Annotated in this window: 19 protein-coding genes; 8 read left to right on the top strand and 11 right to left on the bottom strand. The window is 41.5% G+C overall.

The window, feature by feature from the left end; genetic code table 11:
- Positions 1 to 146 precede the first annotated feature (146 nt).
- Positions 147 to 1,118 carry an arsenic resistance protein gene (locus NIT04_RS12925; protein ID WP_252503980.1) on the top strand — a complete coding sequence of 324 codons (972 nt, stop codon included), beginning with the start codon at positions 147 to 149 and terminating at the stop codon, positions 1,116 to 1,118.
- Between the two features lie 124 nt (positions 1,119 to 1,242).
- On the opposite strand, the gene cydC is transcribed toward NIT04_RS12925, so the two are convergent.
- From cydC to NIT04_RS12955, 6 genes are all read right to left on the bottom strand, one after another.
- Positions 1,243 to 2,961: a thiol reductant ABC exporter subunit CydC gene (gene cydC, locus NIT04_RS12930; protein ID WP_252503981.1), complete on the bottom strand. Its 1,719-nt coding sequence runs from the start codon at positions 2,959 to 2,961 to the stop codon at positions 1,243 to 1,245.
- Positions 2,958 to 4,694, bottom strand: a complete 1,737-nt coding sequence (cydD, locus tag NIT04_RS12935) for a thiol reductant ABC exporter subunit CydD (RefSeq protein WP_252503982.1) — start codon at positions 4,692 to 4,694, stop codon at positions 2,958 to 2,960. Before cydD ends, cydC begins: the two co-directional genes overlap by 4 nt.
- The gene (gene cydB / locus NIT04_RS12940) at positions 4,694 to 5,668 is read right to left on the bottom strand and encodes a cytochrome d ubiquinol oxidase subunit II (RefSeq protein ID WP_252505106.1); all 975 of its coding nucleotides are present in this window, start codon (positions 5,666 to 5,668) and stop codon (positions 4,694 to 4,696) included. The genes cydD and cydB overlap by 1 nt, the downstream gene beginning before the upstream one ends.
- Positions 5,669 to 5,697: 29 nt before the next feature.
- On the bottom strand, positions 5,698 to 7,098 hold the full coding sequence (locus NIT04_RS12945) for a cytochrome ubiquinol oxidase subunit I (protein ID WP_252503983.1): 1,401 nt from the start codon (positions 7,096 to 7,098) through the stop codon (positions 5,698 to 5,700).
- Positions 7,099 to 7,632: 534 nt separating this feature from the next.
- Positions 7,633 to 7,959 (bottom strand): four-helix bundle copper-binding protein, encoded by a 327-nt coding sequence (locus tag NIT04_RS12950; protein WP_252503984.1) that lies wholly within the window; start codon positions 7,957 to 7,959, stop codon positions 7,633 to 7,635.
- Positions 7,960 to 8,141: 182 nt separating this feature from the next.
- Positions 8,142 to 9,188, bottom strand: coding sequence for a C40 family peptidase (locus NIT04_RS12955; protein ID WP_252503985.1), 1,047 nt, complete (start codon positions 9,186 to 9,188; stop codon positions 8,142 to 8,144).
- Between the two features lie 272 nt (positions 9,189 to 9,460).
- Between NIT04_RS12955 and NIT04_RS12960 the strand changes: the two genes are divergently transcribed.
- Positions 9,461 to 10,840: a M20/M25/M40 family metallo-hydrolase gene (locus NIT04_RS12960; RefSeq protein ID WP_252503986.1), complete on the top strand. Its 1,380-nt coding sequence runs from the start codon at positions 9,461 to 9,463 to the stop codon at positions 10,838 to 10,840.
- Positions 10,837 to 12,243 carry a YfcC family protein gene (locus NIT04_RS12965; protein WP_252503987.1) on the top strand — a complete coding sequence of 469 codons (1,407 nt, stop codon included), beginning with the start codon at positions 10,837 to 10,839 and terminating at the stop codon, positions 12,241 to 12,243. The genes NIT04_RS12960 and NIT04_RS12965 overlap by 4 nt, the downstream gene beginning before the upstream one ends.
- 82 nt (positions 12,244 to 12,325) lie before the next feature.
- Here the strand turns inward: NIT04_RS12965 and NIT04_RS12970 are convergent, their stop codons facing one another.
- On the bottom strand, positions 12,326 to 13,144 hold the full coding sequence (locus tag NIT04_RS12970) for a ZIP family metal transporter (protein WP_252503988.1): 819 nt from the start codon (positions 13,142 to 13,144) through the stop codon (positions 12,326 to 12,328).
- 200 nt (positions 13,145 to 13,344) lie between these two features.
- Between NIT04_RS12970 and NIT04_RS12975 the strand changes: the two genes are divergently transcribed.
- The gene (locus tag NIT04_RS12975; protein WP_252503989.1) at positions 13,345 to 13,989 is read left to right on the top strand and encodes a hypothetical protein; all 645 of its coding nucleotides are present in this window, start codon (positions 13,345 to 13,347) and stop codon (positions 13,987 to 13,989) included.
- A gap of 169 nt (positions 13,990 to 14,158) precedes the next feature.
- Here the strand turns inward: NIT04_RS12975 and NIT04_RS12980 are convergent, their stop codons facing one another.
- The gene (locus NIT04_RS12980) at positions 14,159 to 14,377 is read right to left on the bottom strand and encodes a hypothetical protein (protein ID WP_252503990.1); all 219 of its coding nucleotides are present in this window, start codon (positions 14,375 to 14,377) and stop codon (positions 14,159 to 14,161) included.
- A gap of 232 nt (positions 14,378 to 14,609) precedes the next feature.
- On the opposite strand from NIT04_RS12980, the gene NIT04_RS12985 reads away from it, so the two are divergent.
- The 3 genes from NIT04_RS12985 to NIT04_RS12995 all read left to right on the top strand — a co-directional run bounded on the left by NIT04_RS12985 (position 14,610) and on the right by NIT04_RS12995 (position 17,676).
- Positions 14,610 to 15,557: an agmatinase family protein gene (locus tag NIT04_RS12985; protein WP_252503991.1), complete on the top strand. Its 948-nt coding sequence runs from the start codon at positions 14,610 to 14,612 to the stop codon at positions 15,555 to 15,557.
- A gap of 99 nt (positions 15,558 to 15,656) precedes the next feature.
- Entirely contained in the window at positions 15,657 to 16,313 is a 657-nt protein-coding gene (locus tag NIT04_RS12990; RefSeq protein WP_252503992.1) for a transcriptional regulator, read from the top strand.
- 103 nt (positions 16,314 to 16,416) lie between these two features.
- Positions 16,417 to 17,676, top strand: a complete 1,260-nt coding sequence (locus NIT04_RS12995; protein ID WP_252503993.1) for an Nramp family divalent metal transporter — start codon at positions 16,417 to 16,419, stop codon at positions 17,674 to 17,676.
- A 109-nt stretch (positions 17,677 to 17,785) separates the two neighbouring features.
- Here the strand turns inward: NIT04_RS12995 and NIT04_RS13000 are convergent, their stop codons facing one another.
- From NIT04_RS13000 to NIT04_RS13010, 3 genes are all read right to left on the bottom strand, one after another.
- Complete coding sequence (locus NIT04_RS13000) at positions 17,786 to 18,985, bottom strand: Bcr/CflA family multidrug efflux MFS transporter (RefSeq protein ID WP_252503994.1); 1,200 nt, start codon at positions 18,983 to 18,985, stop codon at positions 17,786 to 17,788.
- A 141-nt stretch (positions 18,986 to 19,126) separates the two neighbouring features.
- Positions 19,127 to 19,879: a hypothetical protein gene (locus tag NIT04_RS13005; protein WP_252503995.1), complete on the bottom strand. Its 753-nt coding sequence runs from the start codon at positions 19,877 to 19,879 to the stop codon at positions 19,127 to 19,129.
- A gap of 111 nt (positions 19,880 to 19,990) precedes the next feature.
- A complete protein-coding gene (locus NIT04_RS13010) occupies positions 19,991 to 21,289 on the bottom strand; it encodes an NCS2 family permease (RefSeq protein WP_252503996.1) in 1,299 nt (432 codons plus the stop codon).
- Between the two features lie 229 nt (positions 21,290 to 21,518).
- Between NIT04_RS13010 and NIT04_RS13015 the strand changes: the two genes are divergently transcribed.
- Positions 21,519 to 21,908, top strand: a complete 390-nt coding sequence (locus tag NIT04_RS13015) for a DUF302 domain-containing protein (protein WP_252503997.1) — start codon at positions 21,519 to 21,521, stop codon at positions 21,906 to 21,908.
- Positions 21,909 to 21,961: the final 53 nt, after the last annotated feature.

A 21,961-nucleotide genomic window follows, 5' to 3' on the forward strand; every position in this document is an offset into this window, starting at 1 on the left:
TACACGTAAGAACAGTTTCCTATAGGTTTTTCCCGAAATCGAAAAAGCATGAACGGTGAAATGAACCGTCCATGCTTGTTGGCATGCTATTATAGTGTGAGTACAGAAATACTCATCGAGAGATGATCGCTTTACTGGAGGATGAAATGATTACGAGAGATAAATTGGAAGAAACACAAATTAGTTTATATGCAATTGTTCTTTTGATTGCAGCCGGGTTCGGATTATTCAGGCCGGATTTCGCAGGACGATTGGATGTGACGATTTCTGTAGTCATAGCTATATTAATGTATAGTATGTTTTCTCAAATTCCTTTCGCTTCCTTGAGAAACCCATTTACAAATCGCCGTTTTATCGGAGCTTTACTAACGGTTAACTACATAGCTGTGCCTATTGTCGTTTGGCTGCTGTCAAAGTTTTTGCCTGACTATCCACCATTGCTGCTCGGGGTTTATTTAGTATTGCTAACCCCCTGCATTGACTATGTTATCGTGTTCACTTCTTTAGGTCGTGGCAATGAAAAGCTATTACTGATGGCAACACCTATTCTTTTCGTAACGCAGATGCTCCTCTTACCTTTGTATTTGTGGTTGTTTATGGGAAGGGATGCGCTTGGAATAGTGGAAGCCGGGCCGTTTATCGAAGCGTTTTTCGGACTTATCGTCATTCCGCTAGGGGTTGCTATTCTAATTCAGTTATACGCAAAAAAATCTAAAGCCGGAGCAAGCGTCATCGAGCTCTCAGCATGGCTTCCAGTTCCGTTCATGGCCCTTACCTTATTTGTTATTGTGGCTTCTCAAATAGGAAAATTATCTGCATCTATCGATTTCCTACTAAAAGTAATTCCTATCTATATCGCTTTTATGATTATCATGCCTGCTATCTCCCGGTTCGTTGCGAAGCTATTCGACCTTGAGATTAAAACCGGCCGCGCACTGATTTTTAGTGGATCAATACGTAATTCGCTCGTCGTCCTTCCACTCGCATTAGCATTGCACGAAAGTGTGAGCACGTTAGTTGTAGCCATCATTGTCACCCAAACAATCGTGGAGCTGATCGGTTCACTTATTTACATAAGAGTCGTTCCGAATTGGCTTTTACGTGACAAAATGATCTAAATTCATATGGAATATACAGACCACGCCTAGCGTAATCTTAGGTCGTAAACAGCAAAGAAACCAAAGAATGACAACTATTTTTCGTTGCTTTCTTTGGCTTCTCTTTTATTTCATTTCCATATCTTTAAGTCCCTTGATCCATTTCATACAACGCACGGTATTTTGCGGAAGTCGCTAGCAACTCTTCATGATCTCCTTGTAAGGCGATGTTCCCATCTTCCAGAAAGATGATTTCATCCATTTGTTCGATGCCCGCTAAATGATGTGTCACCCAAATGACTGTCTTATCTTTAGCTGCATAGAACATTGTTTGCAGTAGGTCATGTTCTGTTTTCGGATCAAGTCCAATCGTTGGTTCATCAAAAATAACAATCGGCGTTTGTTGTAAAAGGACGCGGGCTAATGCAATTCGTTGACGTTCACCGCCTGAAAATCGATGCCCCATTTCTTCCATCGGCGTTTTCAATCCTGTTCGGATTGAAGCGAGTAATTTCGTTAATTGTGCTTGTCCAGCAACTTCTAAAACATCTTCCTCTGTTGCTTCCGGGCGTCCGATCCGAATATTGTTTTCAACCGTTGTATCAAAAAGATGTGATTTTTGATTCAAAATTGAAATTGATTTGGCTAGCAAGCTTTGGCTTGCTTTTTCACCGTTGATGAAAATATTTCCTGCTGTCGGCTGAAGTGCGCCTGATAAGAGTTTTAACAGCGTTGATTTGCCCGTACCGCTACGACCTAGAACGGCAACTTTCTTTCCGCTGTCAATCGTTAAAGATATACCACTTATGACATCTTCCTTGCTTTCGGGATAACGATAGGATACATTTCTTATTTCAATCGCTGGTCCGTTTGCTTCGCGAATAGCTGCTGCCGGCTGCGGAGTGCTAGGGAGATTATCGACATTTTCAACCTCGTATAAACGGCGAAGAGATTCTTCATATGCAGGGATTCGTTCAATCGCTTCAGAAGCCGGTGAAAGGGCATCGGTAATTGCTAACATCATTAATGTAAAAGCTGCAATTACAGTTGGTTCTATTTGCCCTGTCTCCGCTTGGTTGCCTGCCCAAACAATCATCGAGATCACTGCAATGCCGATGACAAGTTGAACCACACCACTTCGCAAATGTTGCCAACGCTTCATTTTCTTCTCTATTTCTAATAATCCTTGTTCATCGGCTTTATAATCTGTTAAAAAGGTTTCAATTCGTCCGCTTGCAATCCAATCCGATAAGCCGAAAACGGCATCGGTTAATTGCGCGTATAATTGATTGCGCCCTTGTTTTAACGCGATATATTTACGCCGTGTGACAATTAACGAAATAGAAGGAATCAAGAATACAATAACCGCTAACACGAGCGCCATCATGAGGGCAAATACCCAGTCAAATAAACCAAGTACGCCAATTAACGTACCATAAACGAAAAGCGATAAAATACTCGGAAAAACAGTTCGTAAATAGAAATCTTGCAAATGCTCGATGTCCTCTGACAACATACTCAATAAGTCGCCCGTTTTATAACGCGCTTGTAATAATAATGCCTGCGGCTCTAGAACACGGTACAGTCGTGTACGCATTTTCTCCAAAATACGCAGTATGACATCATGTCCAACGAGGCGTTCCAAATAACGCATGACCGCCTGGCTTATACTAAACGCCCGTACCGCCACAATGGGAACGTAGACGATCATAATATTTTCCGGGCGAAGGGCTGATTTTGAAATCAAATAACCCGATATGAACAATAACATCACACTGGAAGCGACGCCAAGCACGCCCAATAGTACGGCAAGCAGCATCCTTCCTTTATGTTGTTTCATATAAGGGGTAATCCATGTATTCACAGCGTTCCTCCCCTCCCCCGGTTATGTCTAATCAGTTCTGTATACATACCTTGTTTCCGAATTAATTCATCATGCGTACCACTTTCGACAAGACTTCCCTCTTTTAATACAACGACATGATCCATTTCCTTCATCCAATGAATTCGATGTGTCGCAAGAAAGACAAGTTTCCCTTCAAAAAGGCGAAGCATCGACTGTTTCAACTCATATTCTGTCTCAATGTCAAGATGTGCTGTTGGTTCATCGAGAACAATAATAGGTCGTTTACTTACCAACGCGCGGGCCATCGCAATTCGTTGTTCTTGACCGCCGCTTAACGAACGACCCCCCTCACCAATATGGGAATCCATTTTCTTAGGCAATTGTTCAACGAGAGAGCGAAGACCTGTTTCATCGATGACCTGCTCAACTTCCTCATCAGTAGCAGTCGGTTCGTAGAATCGAATATTTTCTTTAATCGAAGTCGGGAAAATATAGGGATGCTGCGGGATATAGGCAATCTGACTTGTCCAATCCGTTCGCATGAGCGAGGGGGTTTCTTCTAGATTCACTTCAATGAGTCCACTTGTCGGCTGTAAAAAACCTGCAATAATATCGATGAATGTTGACTTCCCAGCACCCGACTCTCCTACAATCCCAATTGTTCCATTACCTTCCCACGAAAATTGTAGTTTATTTAAGATCATTTTTTCTTCGTCGTCTTGACTCACCGTTACTTCATGAAATGCAATCTTGCTCATGGGTCCCCATTCGATTTTGGAGTTCATCTCAGGAAGAGTTGTATTCTGATGTTCTTTGATGATGGACTCTATTTGTTCTAAAGCAATTTGTCCGTCCAACGTCGCATGATAGTCGGTTCCAACTTGTCGGATCGGCAAGAAGTATTCAGGTGCTAAAATAAGAATCGTTAAAGCCGGAAGAAGGATCATCGCACCGTCGATGAGGCGAAAACCAAGTCCAACCGCAACGAATGCGATGGACAAACTCGTAAAGAAATCGAGTGCAAACGACGAAAGAAATGCAATGCGAAGGGTTTTCATCGTCGCTTTTCGGTATCGTTTGCTGACACGTGCAATTTTCCCTTCATGCCTTTCGCTTACTCCTAAATAGGTTAGCGTTTCCAATCCTTTTAACGTATCGATGAAGTGATTCGATAAAACACGATAGGTTTTATACTGTCTGTCCGCCATCTTTTGCGCCGCCATCCCGAGTAAAATCATGAAAATGATAATGATTGGGACAGTCGCGACTAAAATGATGGATGATACTTTGTCGAGTGTAAAAATATAAATCGCAAGTACCGCCGGGATGATAAATGTCCGAATCATGCGCGGGATCGTAATTTCCAAATAAGTTTTAACTTGTTCAATCCCTTCAATCGCAAGCGTAACAAGTCTTCCTGTTCCGTTTGTCTGTGCAAATCTAGGACCGAGCTTAAAATAGGAGGCGGTAAGTTGTTCGCGTAACGCTTTCGTCGTTCGAACTGCAAAGCGCTCCGCGAACAGTTGCTGGACGTGGGACAAGATATGACGCATGACAAAAAACACGAGGAATAATAGTAGGTCTTTCCAGATTGTTTGAACAGACGCCCCTTGGAATAAAAATGTCACACTTCGTCCGAGGAAAATGGCTTGAAGGACGATTGCACACGCTTCTAAAAAAATGAAGATCGTCAGGGTCATATAGAGAGAACGGCTGCCTGGGTAAGATGGTAGTCCTTTTTTTCTTTCCATTAATACTCCAACTGGTCCTTCCCTTTAAGACGTTCACGAAATACGTAATAGCTCCATCCTTGGTAAGCTAATACGAAAGGAATTAGCGTTAACGAAATATAACTCATCACTTTTAATGAATAGTCTCCCGATGACGCATTATAGACCGTTAAATCATTTGCTGCGCCAAGCGTACTAATCATGACACGAGGAAACAGTCCGATGAAAACACTTGCGGTTAACGCAATGATTGTAATGGTCGTCATTAAAAATGAGAAACTTTCCCTCTTCTTTTTATTGAATATGCTTGAGAGGAGCAAAGTAACCCAAGCTAGAAGTGGCAGCGCAATCCATCCTGTTCCGTGTGCAGTGAAAATATCTGTTTTCCAAAGTCCGACTGCGGCAAAAGCAAGTAAGGCAAGTAGCACAGCGGGTGCAAACCTCGATGATGCAACTCTTGCACGTTCTTGTAATTCGCCTTCTGTTCGAAGTGTGATAAATTGCAATCCATGCACGATACAAAGAAGCGTAAACATCACACCGCCGAGCAAGGCAAATGGATGAAGCAATTGTAGAAATCCACCGATCATCTCTTTATGCTCATCGATTGGGACACCTGTCATGAAATTCGTCAATGCCACCCCCCAAAGAAACGGGGGAACAGCACTTCCGAAGAAGAGGGCCCAATCCCACACATTTTTCCAAATGGGATGATCTACCTTTCCTCTAAATTCAAAAGCGACACCGCGTAAAATTAACGCCAGCAGCATAAACACAAAGGCAATATAAAAACCACTAAACAGCGTTGCATACCAATGCGGAAATGCCGCAAACATCGCGGCGCCCGCTGAAATGAGCCACACTTCATTGGCATCCCAAAAAGGACCGATAGAGTTTAAATAGACGCGTTTTTCATAATCGTCGCGTCCCAGATACTTGGCAACCGTTCCGACACCAAAGTCAAATCCTTCAAGTACGAAGAATAAAGTGAACATAAAAGCGATCAATAAAAACCATAACTCACTTAGTTCCAAATATAATCCTCCTCCTTACCGAACGGGTCAACAGCGTCAACCTCAACCGTTTCTTCTTGATTTTCTTCTTGCTTAATTGTGCGGACGTATAAGTAAATCGCCACCCCCGCTAAAATCGCATACAAAGTTGAAAATGAAATTAGCGAGAATAGAACTTGCCCCGCTGTTACATTTGGAGATACAGCATCTTCTGTTTTCATGACACCGAAGACGACCCAAGGCTGACGACCCATTTCCGTCATAAGCCAACCGACAGAGTTAGCGATAAACGGTAATGAAATAGCATACACCATTACTTTCATGAGTAATGGACTTTGTTCGAGCCTATTTTTCCTTGATACATACCAGCCGAGTACTCCGAGAAGAAGCATGATCGTGCCAGCAACCACCATTGTACGGAAGCTCCAAAAGACTGTTCGAACAGGTGGAATATAGTTTCCAGGCCCATACTTTTCTTCATAATGCTCTTGGATCGTATTCATCCCTTCAACTTGCCCACTAAATTTATTGAACGACAAGACGCTTAACATATAAGGGATTTGTATTTCATTAGTCGTTGTTTTTTCATCAGGATTTATTTTTGCAACGACTGTAAACGGTGCCGGATCTGGGCTGTCTTCCCATAAAGCTTCCGCGGCCGCCATTTTCATAGGCTGTGTCGTCAGTAAATGCACTGCTTGTTGATGACCGACAAGAAGAACGACAATTGTTGATACCGTGGCAATGATAATGGAAATCTGAAAAGATTTTTTGAACATATCCACTTGTTGTCTCTTTCGAATTTTCCACGCACTTACGCCTGCCACGAAAAAAGCCCCTGTTGCAAAAGCAGAAAATAAAACATGTGGGAACTGAACCCATAATTGCGGGTTTGTTAATAATGCGAGGAAATCATTCATTTGTGCTCTGCCTTCAAAATATTCAAAGCCAACTGGGTGATGCATAAATGAATTGGCTGTTAAAATCCAAAATGCAGAAAGAACAGTTCCAAACAGAACGAGCCAAATAGATAGTAAATGAATTCGTTTTGGCAAACGATTCCATCCGAACACCCATAATCCAATGAATGTGGACTCCATAAAGAAAGCGAGCAGTCCTTCGATTGCAAGTGATGGACCAAAGACATCTCCAACGAACCTTGAATAGGTTGACCAGTTCATACCGAACTGAAACTCTTGTAAAATTCCTGTTACGACACCGACTGCAAAGTTAATGAGAAATAATTTACCCCAAAACTTCGTCAGTTTTTTATACTTTTCATCGCCCGTTCGGTGATAAATTGTTTGCATAATTGCAATTGTTAATGCGAGACCAATTGAAAGTGGCACGAAAAGGTAATGAAATATTGTTGTTGAAGCAAATTGGATTCTTGCTAAAATAATCGGATCCATTTCAAGCACACTCCTTCTAAATATTTTCTAAAAAATAGTATTTAAATACAACCAACATGATTGATGATCTTCATGGAGTATACAATTCTACCTTATGTTTACGCATTGTCTATGAAGAATAGATGACTAATCAGCGACATCTTTTTGTCCAATGTTTGGCTAAATTATGACCTTTAATCTTATTGTGACAAAGTAATTATCTCGATTGTTCACAATTAATCAGCAAGATGAGTACGATTAATTTTTATAAAGTTTTATTATGAAAAAGTTAATCATAATGTGCATACTACATTTCAGTTCTTGTCAAAACAAGATTGCCTAGGATCCCGTTTTGGGCTGTCCAATCAGTCCATAAAAAATACAGGTGGAGAAAAATACGTGTTTTTTCTCCACCTGTTTTATATTGACTTTATTCGATTCTTAGCAACATCAGCTTCCCGAGAGCAGTAATGGTTACTGACATAGAAATGAAGCTATTCCAAGAAACAGATCCTTCGAATAGCTTCATTGTTGAATACGTTTTCCCCATGTCGCTTAACCTATCATTTGTCGGCATGCGTCGGCGCACTTACGGCAAGACTCGGCACAGCGTTGGCAATGGTCGTGATTATGTTTGGCACATTCGTCCGCGCAGCGATCACAGATTTCTGCACAGAGCTCTAAGATTTGATTAATGAATGGGCTATTTCGCGTTATCGCTTGCGCAGCGAATGCACAAATATCGGCGCATTCACGGTCCAACCGAATACATTCAGCCATCATCTTAACATTTTCTTCTTTCAAGCAAGCATCGTAACAGGTATTGCATGCCTCTAGACAGTCCAAGATTGCTTTGAGACACTCTTCGTATTTTGTATTCATGGACTCACCTCCCGATTTTTTTCATTCGATTGTAACTTTCCCGAATGAAAATAATTTAATCTTAAAGTGAGCATCTTCTTACAAACTCCTTTCAACATCAATTTACAAAGAATCTAGTCGTAAGGCCGAAAAAAGACACCCATCTAATGAATAGATAGGTGTCTTAGTTGTAATGAACAATTTTATTTAGCTGAAATCGCACTATAAATGGCAGCAGAGAACTCGGCGCGTGTCGCTTCCTTGCCAATATTGAATTCGGTTGTTTGGAAGACTGTTGTCTGATCTAACGTCTTTAAAGCATGGATTACATCTGCAGCCCAGTGACTTGATGGTACGTCAGTGTATTTGCTTGCAACCTGTACTTCCCCACCAATTTTTCCTTGAAGGTCAAATGCTCGATCTACAATTGCAGCAAGATGTGCGCGAGTAAGTTTGTCGTTAATGCCAAATTCCCCAGTTTCATACCCTTGGAAAATTCCTGCTTCATTCAAAGCCGCAATGTCAGCTGCGTATTGGTGATTTGGTTTAACGTCTGTAAATGTTACTTGAGTCGATGCTTTTAACTTAAGTTTACGGTTTATCATTGCAGCTGCTTGTCCACGTGTAATGGACCTTTCAGGTTTGAATGTGGAATCTTCATAACCGTTTATTACGCCAATTTCGTGTAATGCGATGATTGCCTCATAAGCAGGATGTTTAACCGATAAGTCTTTAAATACTTCACTCATCTGTTCATCCTGTTTTACCTGTACAGGGTCAAAAGCAACTTTAATATTTGTTGTAACACGTTTTGCACCGGCATATTTCGGAGCCCAGTAAGGGTCTGTTTTCAAATTTGCTTTCAGCACACCTCTGCTCTTTGCCGAGATGAATTTGTTATTCCCTAAGTAGATTCCCGTGTGCGAAATGCCTTTTTTATATGTATTTGCAAAAAACACAAGATCCCCAGGCTTCAAATTTTCTTTGCTTATTGAAGTCCCGACTTTAAACTGATCTTCCGATGTTCTTGGTACACTGATGTTAAAATTGTTAAAGACATATTGTATGTATCCGGAACAATCAAAACCGCTTGGCGTTGTACCTCCAAACTTATAAGGAGTGCCATAAAACTTTTCGGCAAAGGTTGCAATCTCATCCGGCGTTGCCGCACTTACTTTAGTTGATGATATAAAAGGTATTGAACTAATTAGAAACACTGCTAGCAATGTTTGAATCAATCGTTTTCTCATTTTCCACCCCAACTGCTCTTTTTTTATCTATTGTTGTATTTTACTCTGCTAACTTTAGCATAATAATTATTAATTTCGCTTTACAATAACATTACATTCACATTACTATTATTAGATTTTTATAATAATTAGCGAGAAAAAAACCTAGAATTAAACTTGCTGATTCTGGGCTTTATGATTTTGATTTTCTATACAGTAACGCTTTAGGATGATATAGTATCTTCATCTAAAAAACATGTTATGTAAATATATATAGAAAGTAGGGTTTTGCGATGCCCCTAAATACTCTCCGGGAAATCATTGAAAACAATCAAGATGCATATATCGAGCAACTATTTACCCTTTTACGTCAAAAAAGCATTAGCACTCAAAATGATGGGATTACCGAATGTGCACAATTGCTCAAGGAGATGATGGGAGAGCTCGGCATTGCGGCAAGAATTATGGAAACGGATGGCCATCCAGTTGTTTTCGGGGAAATGATGAGGGATGAAAACTTCTTCACGTTGCTCATTTATGGCCACTATGATGTACAGCCTCCCGAGCCGATTGACGAATGGCTGTCCCCTCCTTTTGAACCTACGATCCGTAATGGAAAAATCTTTTGCCGGGGCGCAGGAGATAACAAAGGGCAGCTTATGGCCCAACTTCTGGGTATTAAAACGTATATAGATTGTTTCGGAGACTTACCTATTAATATCAAATTTATATTTGAAGGAGAAGAAGAAAACGGGAGTCCTCATTTAGCTTCTTTTGTGAAAAAGCATCGAGAACTTTTAAAAGCAGATCTTGTCTATACAGCTGACGGTTCTTCACATAATAGTGGCGCTCCGCTCATTTTATTGGGCGCGAGAGGATCGCTCGACCTTGAACTAGAAGCAAAAGAAGCTGAATGGGATAATCATTCGGGGAATACAGGGAATATTGTTCCGAACCCTGCTTGGAAGCTCATCAATTTATTAAAAACAATGTGTAATGATGAGGGACAAGTGTTGATAGAAGGATTTTATGATCATATCCTCCCGCCTTCTGCGCGCGAGAAAGAATTGATTCAAAAATTGCCTTTTGACGCGGAAGACATTGGGCAAAAAATCGGGTACCCTCATTTGCAAATGGACGGCGAAACATATTATCACAAATTGACAATGGAGCCAACGTTTAATATAAACGGGTTACAAAGCGGCTATACAGGAGAAGGTATGAAGACGATTATTCCGGCAACTGCTACAGTGAAAATGGATGTTCGGCTCGTCATTGATCAAGACCCGATGGACATTTTCAACAAAATCTGTCAGCATGTCCAAAAACATGACCCGGACATTGAAGTGAAATTTATCTCAGCTATGGAACCGTCAAGAACTTCTGCGGATCTCGAGGTTGTTGAAATTGTTACAAAAGCGGTTCGTCTAGCTTACGAACAAGAACCACTGATTCAACCGAGCCTTGGCAGTTCACTACCTGATTATGTATGGACCAAAATATTAGAGGTCCCATCGATTATCATGCCTTATGCAAATTTCGATCAAAGAAACCATTCTCCGAATGAAAATATCGCGATCGATTATTTTTTGAATGGAATTCATTGTACTTGTCATGTAATCCATGCACTTGGTGAATATGCAGAAAGTCTTAGAAAAGGGGTTTCTAAGTGAACACGGAAAAGAAATCGGTAAAAACTTTTTTTAAAGTACCCCATGTATTTGCCTTAATGTTTATCATTGTTTTAGTCGCGGCAGTTCTCACGTATATTATCCCAGCCGGCGAATTTGATCGTGTGGAAGACCCGTTAAGTGGAAGGATGGTCGTACAAGAAGGCTCGTTCCATGATGTCCAGAAGGCTCCCGTTAGCATTCTTGAAATTCCAAGTTTGATTATCAAAGGATTGAATGAATCCAGTGGAATCATTTTATTCATATTTGTCGTCGGCGGTTCGTTTCGAATTATTACATCAACTGGAGCTTTTGATGCGATTATCGGGTCCATCACGACGAAATTGGGTAAGCGAGAAATCCTCATTATTCCATTGTTGTTAACGCTGTTTTCGATTTTCGGTGCGACAGTCGGCATGTCGATTGAAGCATTAGGATTAGTACCGCTCGTCGTTGCCCTTGCCAGATCTTTAAAATATGACGCCTTAACCGGTATGGCTATAGTACTCGTCGGTGTCTTTTGCGGATTTATTGCCGGATTAATGAATCCATTTACGGTCGGCGTTGCGCAACAAATTGCGGGACTCCCGATCTATTCGGGCATGTGGTTACGAGCAGTACTCTTAGTCGTCCTTTTAGTTGTTGCGAGTATCTATATCATTCGTTATGCAAAATTAGTGAAGTTGGATCCTGCAAAAAGCTTGGTCTTCGAACTCGAGCAAAATGCAAAAGGCGAGGGCTCAGATTTCGTTCAGTCCTCCAAATTTCACATCAAACACTTTTTAGTCATACTTATATTCATTTCTGGGATTGGTACACTCATCTGGGGTGTCTCGACAAGAGGTTGGTATATCGAACAGATGGCTGCCCTATTCTTGGCAATGGGGATACTTTCAGGGTTATTTGCAAGATTTGGTTCGACTCGGATTGCTGAAGAATTTGTGGAAGGCGCTAAAGCCGTCACACTCGGTGCATTGATTGTTGGAATCGCCCGGGCCATTCCAGTCGTATTGGAAGAGGGCAACATCATTGACTCACTCGTCTATGGTCTTTCCAATATCATCATGTTCATGCCGGATTCCATTAAGGTGATTAGTATATACATTGTTCAAAACGTCATTAACTTTTTCATTAATTCGGGTTCCGGCCAAGCAGCGGTCACAATGCCGATTATGATTCCTTTAGGTGACTTAGTCGGGATCACTAGACAAACGACCGTTCTCTCATTTCATTTAGGTGACGGATTTACGAACTTAATTTTTCCGACGGGCTCAACGATGATGGCCTATCTTGCTACAACCGGTATCTCTTATGAAAAATGGGTTAAATTCATTTGGCCATTAGTTCTGATCTTCATCATTATTGGCGGCGTTTTCGTTGTGTTTGCGCATATGATTCATTATTAATATTGGATAACCGACAAAAAGTATATAGCAATGGAAACAGGCTACTTCAAAATAAATGAAGTAGCCTGTTTCCTTTATCCCTTTATCCAAAAGCGACATCAAGTATCATCATTACTGTAAAACCTAACATGAGGCACATCGAAGCTAGATTTTTATTGCCATTTTCCTGCGAGCCTGGAACGACTTCTTCCACGACGACAAAAATCATAGCTCCCGCTGCAAAGCTTAATGCAAATGGAAGAAGGGGCTGCATCGTCGTGACCGCAAGAACACCGATTACAGCTGAAATCGGTTCAACCGCTCCTGAAAACTGTCCATAGAAGAAACTTTTCCGGCGAGACATCCCGTCTCTCCGCAATGGCATCGACACAGCTGTCCCCTCCGGAAGGTTCTGGATTCCGATCCCAACAGCCAAAGCAATTGCGGCAGCTATTGTAGCCGATGGCATGCCTGCTGCCACTGCCCCAAAGGCGACACCAACCGCAAGACCTTCAGGTATATTGTGCAATGTAATGGCGAAAACAAGTAGCGTACTGCGCCGTCTGCTCGCAGGATTGATGCCCTCCGCGTCTTTCATCGGGGAGCTAGGGTGCAAATGAGGAATGACCTTATTTGCTACCCACAGAAAAATACCACCCAGTAAAAAGCCGATAGCTGCTGGGAACCATGATGGAAACGAACTATTTTGCTCGGCCATTTCAATGGCAGGCGAAAGCAGCGACCAAAAACTTGCCGCTATCATAACACCACCCGCAAATCCCAACATTCCATCCATCAACTTCTGATTGACTTTCTTCGTTGTAAAGACCAAGGCAGCCCCGACAGCAGTCATCCCCCACGTGAACAAGGTGGCGATCAATGCTTGGTAGACTGGACTCAGCCCTAAAAAATATTCCATCATATTTATTCTCCTTACTCATTATGATCCTGATAATAGTGCTATTATATGCCGAATGTTTCCCTTGTGCAACATTTTTATTTTAAGTAATATATTTTCCTAATTGAAAATAATATTCTTCAAAAAAGATTCCGTGGTATGATTGAGAAATTGATGTGTATATAGGAACACAAATACATAATGTTCTCAAGGAGTGAAGAGCTATGGATAAAAAAGAACATCAACTTTTTGATTACTATTACAGTAAGTTTGCGGAGAGGAATTTCGATGAAAAAGATGTGATGAGCTTTTTACTTTTTGTAAAGGAAAAAGCGCAAGATAGTAAAGTGATAAAGGAACTCGGAGATTTTATTGTCCAAAGGGAAAATTATTCGGGTTATGTAAAAGCATTTTTCGACGATTGCCAAGACATTATTAACAACCTCGGTAAAGGAAAAAAGAAAAAGATCGAGAATATGTTTTCCTTCAAAGAAATTCGGAATGGCTTCAACGCTTTATTCATTGAACAAGGTTTGGAAAAACTGCCTCACGAAGTAATTAATGATTTCATTTTGTGCATTATTTCATTGTCGCAAAACATTACATTAGTATCGGGAAGCTCAAATAAGAAAGTCGGCCACTTAAGTTTCGCAGCGTCCAGCAAAGAGTTGTTCTTAATGGGCAATATGAAAGTCTTGCATAAAGGGCGTTTCATACCTGTAACATTCCCGGTTTTATCAGTAAGAAACATGTATGAAAAAGTAAAACCACAAGATCAAAATGACACCCCTTACCTCTTTGATAATGAGATCATCGAGGTTATCAATAGCGAAGGGCAAATGTTCATTACGTTTCCAACATTGTCGTAACCGGTGCCTGTGCAAGACACTTTTCAGACAATACACTACAATTGCATAAAGAGTAAACAGGAAGCCCTCCATATCAATATTTGGCGGGCTTCCTGTCGTATTTTTATAAACTTTGATGAATTGTCATAATTGCACCTTGCACAGGCACCGAAACAATTCTGAATTGATGTTATTCATTTTGATTTCTTGTTTTGGAGCCTTGTTTATCGTTATCTACGGTACTTTCCCCTGCTTTATTCTCCATCGTTTTGTCAGAGGAACCGGAAACACCAGCAGCAGCCGAACCAAATGGATCAAGAGCAGAAGCCATCGTATCCCCAGTAAAAGCACCTACACTTGTTTTCCCGGTGTCGTGATCGTCACGTTTGCGTTTGTTATTATTAGCCATTTATTTCACTCCCTCGTATGTTATAGGCAAGTGCTATTGTTTAGCAGTACTTGCCCCTTAACTTACTTTGTCCCTTAGTGACATATCTATGTGCTCCAGTCTCACTGATGATTACCTTCTCTTACACACTTTTAATTTATTTAAAAAACGTTTGACTTTATTTCAAAAAACCAGTACGATTCAATCAAGAAGTTGACAAAATTTCAAAACACATCGAAAGGGATTGACTTACATGACTGAAATTCTTTACGGTAACACACCTACCTTTTTAGGAGCGGAAAATATCTCTGCTACTAAATCATTTGAAAATATAGATGCAGTAGTATACGGAATTCCATGGGAAGGCGCCGTTACATGGGGCGATTACACAGGTTGTGAACTTGGTCCGAAAGTGATGCGCTTGACATCTGCTCGTTATAGCGGTTATTTACCGGAACTTGATCATATTGATGTGTTCGAACATATGAAGATCGGAGATATCGGTGACATCGATGTCGTACCCGCAGATGTAGATGAAACAATGAATCGTATTACAAAATTTTCGAGCGATCTATGGAAAAGTAAAAAATTCCTAATTGGCTTGGGCGGCGATCATGGTGTTACTTTCCCAATCGTGAAAGCGCTTGCTGAAACAGGTAAAAAAGTCGGCATCATTCATCTTGACGCTCACTACGACAACCTCCCTTCTCATAACGGCGATCAATATGCACGGTGCAGCCCGTTTGCCCGTCTATATGAGCAAGAAGGCGTGCGCAATGAGAGCATTATTCATACAGGGATTCACGGACCAAGAAATATGCCGGAAGCTGGACGTAATGCGAAGGAAGCTGGCGCTGTTACCGTAACGATTAACGATATTCGAAATGCGAAAGACTTAAAGGCACTTGCAGGGGAACTCTATGCAATGGCAAGTAAAGATGTAGACTGTGTCTACTTAAGTATTTGCAGTGACGTGCTAGACTTTGCGTTCAACCCTGGCGGTCCAGTTGACGGCAACGGTCTCACTTCATATGAGCTACTTACGCTTGTCTACGAAATTTGTAAGCAAGGAGTTATCGGAATGGATTTCGTGGAAATTTATCCACAACAAGATCCGAACCAAAACTCAGCACACTTCGTTTCAACAGTTGTGTTATATGCACTCGCTGGTGAAATTGCACACAAACAACAAAACTCGTAATTCACTTTCCCGTAATTTTCATAAGTCTTCAACCCTTCCTGTGGGTTGAAGACTTCTATGCAAAGTGCTATTAAAGCGCTTACATAAGAAACTAAAAAAATGGTGATAACAATGGCAGGTTTACACGAAGAAAATAATAGTATATTGAAACGATACGAACCGATAGCTGATATGATTTATGCGACTTTTGGCAGCAATTGTGAAGTCGTCATTCATGATCTACGCAACGTTCAATCTTCCCTTGTTTATATTCAAGGAAACGTGACAGGTCGAGCATTAGGTGCCCCTACAACCGAAGTGATTTTGAAACAATTACGCCAACAAGGCAATGAAGTGAAAGACAAGCTTGGATTTACGACAAGAACGACAGACGGGAAAACGGTGAAAACCTCCCTTTCTTTCATTCGAAACGATGAAGGCGAAGTTATCGGGTATTTGGGCATCAACTTCGATATAACTGCTTTTTCGATGGTTAACCAAATCATTAAAGAATTCACTACTGTACACGATGCAGAGGAAAATGGAGTTCATCTGGATGAATCCTATGCGAAGAACATCGATGAAGTCTTTCACCATTTAATCAGTTCAGTGACGCTGGAAATTGGAGTTCCTATTTCGGAGATGTCACGAAATGAGCGCATTCGTTTTGTCCAGAAGTTAGAAGAGAGAGGCGCTTTCCTCATTCAAGGCTCTGCGGACCGTATCGCCAAAGTGCTCGGCGTTTCAAAGCAAACGATCTATAACTATTTAGAATGAATCAGCTGGAAAACAGAGCCATACACACGATGAAATCTTTGTCGGTTTCATCCGCTTATAATAGTCAAAATATTACAAACGTTAGAATGAGAGGTGCACTACAATGACGAATGTTGAAATTGAGAACATCCAAGTTACAGAGAAAAAATCATTACTAGATAGAATAAAAGTAATCGGTCCAGGGGCTATCATTACCGCTTCATTTATTGGCCCCGGGACCGTCACCACTGCCACTCGAGCAGGTGCTTCTTATGGTTTTGCGATCCTTTGGGCGGTCGTCTTTTCAATTATCGCCACAATCGTATTGCAAGAAATGACAGCACGTCTCGGCATTATTACGCGAAAAGGTTTAGGTGAAGCCGTTCGTGATCAATTTTCCAATCCGATATTAAAATATGGTTCCATGTGGCTTGTAATGATTGCAATTAGTGTCGGGTGTGCGGCTTATATGGCCGGTGATTTGCTCGGAACATCACTTGGCATTTCAACACTGACGGGCATTTCGCCAAATGTGCTTGGTCCAATTGTAGGCATCGTTATTTTGTTCCTTGGATTAAGCGGTAGTTATAAATTGATTGAACGGGTCATGGTCGCATTGATTGCCATTATGAGTTTGACGTTCATTACGACAATGTTCGTCGCAAAGCCGAATATTAGCGAAGTGTTCCAAGGGGCATTCATTCCAACAATCCCAAGCGGTTCGATCATTATGGTCATTGCGTTGATCGGGACGACTGTTGTGCCCTATAATTTATTTTTACATTCCTCAATGGTGCAACAACGTTGGAATAAACCATCTGACCTGAAAGAAGCGCGTATTGATACAATTGTCTCCATCAGTATCGGCGGACTGATTACAGCGGCGATTTTAATTACCGCTGGTGCGATGATTCAAGGTCTTGAAGTTTCAAGCGCTGCAGACCTATCTATTCAATTGGAACCCATTTTTGGTCAATGGGCGAAAATGTTTATGAGTCTAGGACTGTTTGCAGCTGGATTCTCTTCAGCACTCGCTTCCCCGCTTGGCGCGGCCATGACGGTAAGCAGTGTTTTGAAATGGGAAAACGGCATGAAGGATAAACGTTTCAAAACGGTCTTCGCAACAGTTATGATTATCGGTATCGTTTGTTCAGGTCTTGGATTTAACCCGCTCGACGTCTTATTGTTTGCACAAGCGCTGAACGGCATTTTACTCCCGGTGATCGTCATTACGCTTCTTGTCATTATGAATAACAAAAAGCGTCTCGGTGAATTCGGAAACTCTGTGAAGGCAAATATTATCGGTGGCATCGTCGCTGCGGTTTGTACGTTCCTCGGTATATATAGTTTGATTGATGCCATTAAAGCTTTTATTGGTGCATAATTGTTACGCTTGCAAGGCAATTAAGGAGAGAGAAAAAGCACAAACCATGAATCGGTTTGTGCTTTTCTTCGTTACGGCATTCGGGGATGCTCCAATTCCCAAATGCCTTTTACGCTTCCACGCTCTTCCTTCGTGCAAGTCCGTAATAAGATAGACATGCAATGATAGAAGTACCAAAGATAATGGCACCCATCGGAATTGCAGTTGCCTCTCCCGCGATGCCGACGAGAGGTGCAGTGATTGAACCTAACACGAAAGGCAATAACCCAAGCAGCGCGGAGGCACTTCCTGCAATATGCCCTTGTGATTCCATCGCCAATGAAAAAGAGGATGTAGTAATGATGCCGATCGACGCAACGAAAAAGAAGATCGGCACAACGATTGAGAGTAGCGGGCCGTGCACAAGAACCGCAATCAGTAATAACGCGCCTGAAGTGACGGAAATGAATAAGCCTGTCTGTAAAAATCGCTGTTCAGACACAATGCCGGTTAAGCGCCCAACTACTTGCGAACCGATGATGAGCCCAATTCCATTCATGCCGAATAACACACTAAACAGTTGCGGAGAAACACCGTAAATCGTTTGATACACAAATGGTGTCCCCGCAACGTAAGCGAATATACCAGCCATGATGAACCCTTGTGCGAGTGCGTAGCCCATAAAACTACGATTTTTCAGTAATGATTGGAAATTTTTTAATGTCTGGGTGAGATTGCTGGGGACTCGCATATCATGCGATAACGATTCATCCATCTTCCAAATGACAAGGACTGCCAACAAAAGACCAATAAAACTTAATGTGATAAATATGCCTTTCCAATCCGAAAACGCGAGAATGACTCCCCCTAGAAGAGGTGCGATGATTGGAGCTAAGTTATTGATCAGCATGAGGAGAGCGAAAAACTTCGTTAATTCCCTTCCACTGTATACATCCCGGACGACTGCCCTGGAGATGACAATTCCCGCAGATGCCGCAAATCCTTGCAAGAAACGAGCCGCAATGAACAATCCAATATTGGGTGCAAAGGCACAAAGGACTGAGGCAGCCAAATAGACAATCAGTGCAACGACTAATGGTTTCTTCCGTCCATGAACATCACTCATCGGACCTAGCACTAACTGTCCCAACCCGATTCCGACTAATGTTGCCGTTAAACTCACTTGTACCAAGGAAGGCGTTGTACCAAAAGCAGTAACGATTGTAGGAAAAGACGGTAAATACATATCAATGGTTAAAGGGCCCATTGCTGCAAGCGTCCCTAAAAGAAGTGCCAGCTTTAAGCGCTTAGCTCCTGTTAATGATTTCATACATGTTTTCAACCTTTCTAAGCCTAAAGACAGCAATTTCGGTATCTATCTATGTAAACATAAGTGTCTACTTTATCACCGAAGTGTTTAAAATAAAAGATTTAAGCTTAGAAATAACTAGATCAAAGCCTCCCTTCGGAGTTATTTTTCAACAATTAACTTCCCTTTATTCTGGTTCGTATTCAATGAAAACACTTCACCATTTTTCAATTGAAACGTAACTGTTTCTCCTTGATAGCGTTCATCAATATAGATAAATACATAGCCTTCCTCTTCAATAAAAACAAATTCTTCACGCGCTCCTTGCTTCAAATCCAATAGACCATAACCTTCACGCGAGTAAGTGAATAACGCTATAGAAGGCATGTCATCAATGGTCAGTGCAAATGCGGTCAGCTTCCCATCAATCCATTCATCTTGTTTCGTTATTTCTATCTTTTCTTTATCTAATGTGTAGGGTTCTCCGTACATAAATTCGATTTCTTGCCAGAGGTCTTGCTGTTTTGGATACTCCTGTTTTGACCATGTACCGATTTGCGTCACTTGCCCTTTTTTATTCACGCGAAGCGTCATACCGGTCTTTGGTGTTTGACGATCATTAACGGCAAACTGCCCGACTGTATATCCTTCTTCATATTTCTTCGGTACAATCGTGAACTCTTTATTTGGATAATCTCTCTCCAAATAATCAATGAGCTGTTCATATCGCTTCTCATGTGTGTTCACTTTTAATGTAGGATAGTATGCATAATATCCCGCATAACCAATGACAAGCACACTCGTTAAAACAATGGCCAGCTTTTTCCGTCTTCTAAACACTAACCAAATAACTAGAATTACAGGCAGTATTGCAACTCCAATAAGAAGAAAATATATCAATTCACCGGGACTCATAAAACCCCTCCTTTTTAATCATTCACACTGTCTCTTGTGTATAAGTGTAACATTTAAGAAATACAAAAAGAGCACCGCTCCTAATTAATCAGGGAGGTGCTCATGATTTTATTAATGCGGCAGAAATGCCAATTGATAAAAGAACAGAATCGCAAACAAATAGAGAAGTGGATGGATTTCACGCCATTTCCCCATCACAACTTTCAAGATCGGATAAGAAATGAATCCTAATGCAATCCCTGTTGCAATGCTTGAAGTGAGCGGCATGCTTAAGATAATTAGAAATGCAGGGAAAGCTTCGTCAATTTCATCCCATTTGATTTTGGCAATGGCCCCCATCATTAAACTGCCGACAATGATTAAGGCAGGTGCCGTAATTGAAGATAAACCTGACACCGCACTAACGAGCGGACCGAAAAACGCTGCTACGATAAATAGAATCGCGACAGTCACCGTCGTCAGACCAGTCCGGCCTCCCGCTGCTACGCCTGCAGATGATTCAATATATGCACTCGTCGGGGTTGTACCAAACATGGATCCAGCCGTTGCTGCAACAGAGTCTGCGAGTAGAGCTTGGCGCGCACGCGGCATCTTATTGTCTTTCATTAAACCGGCTTGCTGTGCAACACCGATCATCGTTCCAGTCGTATCAAAAATCGTCACCATGAGGAACGAAAAGACAACCGGAAACAGCATATGCTGCCATACATCCGCGAAGGCAGCGAACGGGTTGGAGACGATGATCCCTTCCGGAAGCGATGGCATCTGAACGAAACCTTGGTCAAAGGAAAGATGCCCTGTGAAAAAGGCGACGACTGCCGTAATGATCATGCCGAAGAACAATGCTCCATGCACTCTCAACGCCATGAAAATAAGCGTAACCGTAAGACCAAGCAAGGCAAACAGCACTGTCGGTGAATGAAGATCTCCTAATGCAACGAGATTCGACGGATGGGAGACGATCATCCCCGCCTGCCTCATTCCGATGAAGGCGATAAACAGGCCAATCCCCGCTGTAATTCCATGTTTCAAGTTATCAGGAATGGCTTCAATCAACACTTTCCGGAAAGAGGTCAATGACAAAATAACAAAAATGAGACCAGCAACGAAAACAGCTGCGAACGCTGTTTCATACGTAATACCATTTGTTCCAACGACAGAATAGGCAAAGTATGCATTCATGCCCATCCCCGGTGCAATCGCAATCGGGTAATTCGCTGCGAGCGCCATCCATAACGTCCCAATGACCGTCGCTATAATCGTAGCCGTGAACACTTGGTCGAACGGCACGCCTGCATCTTTCAAAATGATCGGATTGACGATCACGATATATACCATTGTAAAAAAGGTCGTAAAGCCTGCAAGGACTTCCGTTTTTACAGTCGTTTTGTTTTCTTGTAATTTAAACACTTAAAAACTCCTCCAAAGACGAACATTATTTAATCCATTTCATATATTATTCGTTTTTAGAGGAGTTGGCAAGTGTTATTTTGTAAAACGGTTTGAAAAAGGACTTTAACGTTACAAAAATAGTACTAGAGGAAATGTGAATGATTTAGCTGAACGAAAGATGAATGGATAATAGAAAAAGCGGGTACAGATAAGTTAATAGCGAACAATAAAAACAGGTGGTGTTTTTTTGGATTTCCATTATACAGTTGAAACAAGTAAATCAATCGATGAAGCTATATCATCAATTGAACAAAATTTAAAAGAAAATAAATTTGGCGTCCTTTGGCAGCTTGATTTAACGGGCACCTTGCAAAAGAAAGGAGTGCATAGTTATACTACCCCATATCGAATCCTTGAGGTTTGTAATCCAGTCGAAGCAGCACGGGTTCTCAGTTACAATCCGTTAGTCGGATATTTCTTACCGTGCAAGATAACAGTTTATGAAAGTGAAGGAATGACTAAAATAGGTCTTCCAAAACCAACAGCTATGATTGGATTGCTAAATGATCCCGAATTGAAATCGATAGCAAAAGATATTGAAGACGTGCTAATAAATGTATTGGAGAAGAGTAAATAGCAACCTAGAAGTAGCTAGCCGACGATTATGTTGGCTCTTGCTACTTCATTTTT

The sequence above is a fragment of the Sporosarcina sp. Marseille-Q4943 genome (assembly GCF_943736995.1).
GTDB lineage: Bacteria > Bacillota > Bacilli > Bacillales_A > Planococcaceae > Sporosarcina.

Coding starts and splice junctions, on each gene's coding strand:
- NIT04_RS12925 (WP_252503980.1), top strand. CDS start 147: ATGATTACGAGAGATAAATTGGAAGAAACACAAATTAGTTTATATGCA.
- cydD (WP_252503982.1), bottom strand. CDS start 4,694: ATGGAAAGAAAAAAAGGACTACCATCTTACCCAGGCAGCCGTTCTCTC.
- cydB (WP_252505106.1), bottom strand. CDS start 5,668: ATGTTCACTTTATTCTTCGTACTTGAAGGATTTGACTTTGGTGTCGGA.
- NIT04_RS12945 (WP_252503983.1), bottom strand. CDS start 7,098: ATGGATCCGATTATTTTAGCAAGAATCCAATTTGCTTCAACAACAATA.
- NIT04_RS12950 (WP_252503984.1), bottom strand. CDS start 7,959: ATGAATACAAAATACGAAGAGTGTCTCAAAGCAATCTTGGACTGTCTA.
- NIT04_RS12955 (WP_252503985.1), bottom strand. CDS start 9,188: ATGAGAAAACGATTGATTCAAACATTGCTAGCAGTGTTTCTAATTAGT.
- NIT04_RS12960 (WP_252503986.1), top strand. CDS start 9,461: ATGCCCCTAAATACTCTCCGGGAAATCATTGAAAACAATCAAGATGCA.
- NIT04_RS12970 (WP_252503988.1), bottom strand. CDS start 13,144: ATGATGGAATATTTTTTAGGGCTGAGTCCAGTCTACCAAGCATTGATC.
- NIT04_RS12975 (WP_252503989.1), top strand. CDS start 13,345: ATGGATAAAAAAGAACATCAACTTTTTGATTACTATTACAGTAAGTTT.
- NIT04_RS12980 (WP_252503990.1), bottom strand. CDS start 14,377: ATGGCTAATAATAACAAACGCAAACGTGACGATCACGACACCGGGAAA.
- NIT04_RS12985 (WP_252503991.1), top strand. CDS start 14,610: ATGACTGAAATTCTTTACGGTAACACACCTACCTTTTTAGGAGCGGAA.
- NIT04_RS12990 (WP_252503992.1), top strand. CDS start 15,657: ATGGTGATAACAATGGCAGGTTTACACGAAGAAAATAATAGTATATTG.
- NIT04_RS12995 (WP_252503993.1), top strand. CDS start 16,417: ATGACGAATGTTGAAATTGAGAACATCCAAGTTACAGAGAAAAAATCA.
- NIT04_RS13000 (WP_252503994.1), bottom strand. CDS start 18,985: ATGAAATCATTAACAGGAGCTAAGCGCTTAAAGCTGGCACTTCTTTTA.
- NIT04_RS13005 (WP_252503995.1), bottom strand. CDS start 19,879: ATGAGTCCCGGTGAATTGATATATTTTCTTCTTATTGGAGTTGCAATA.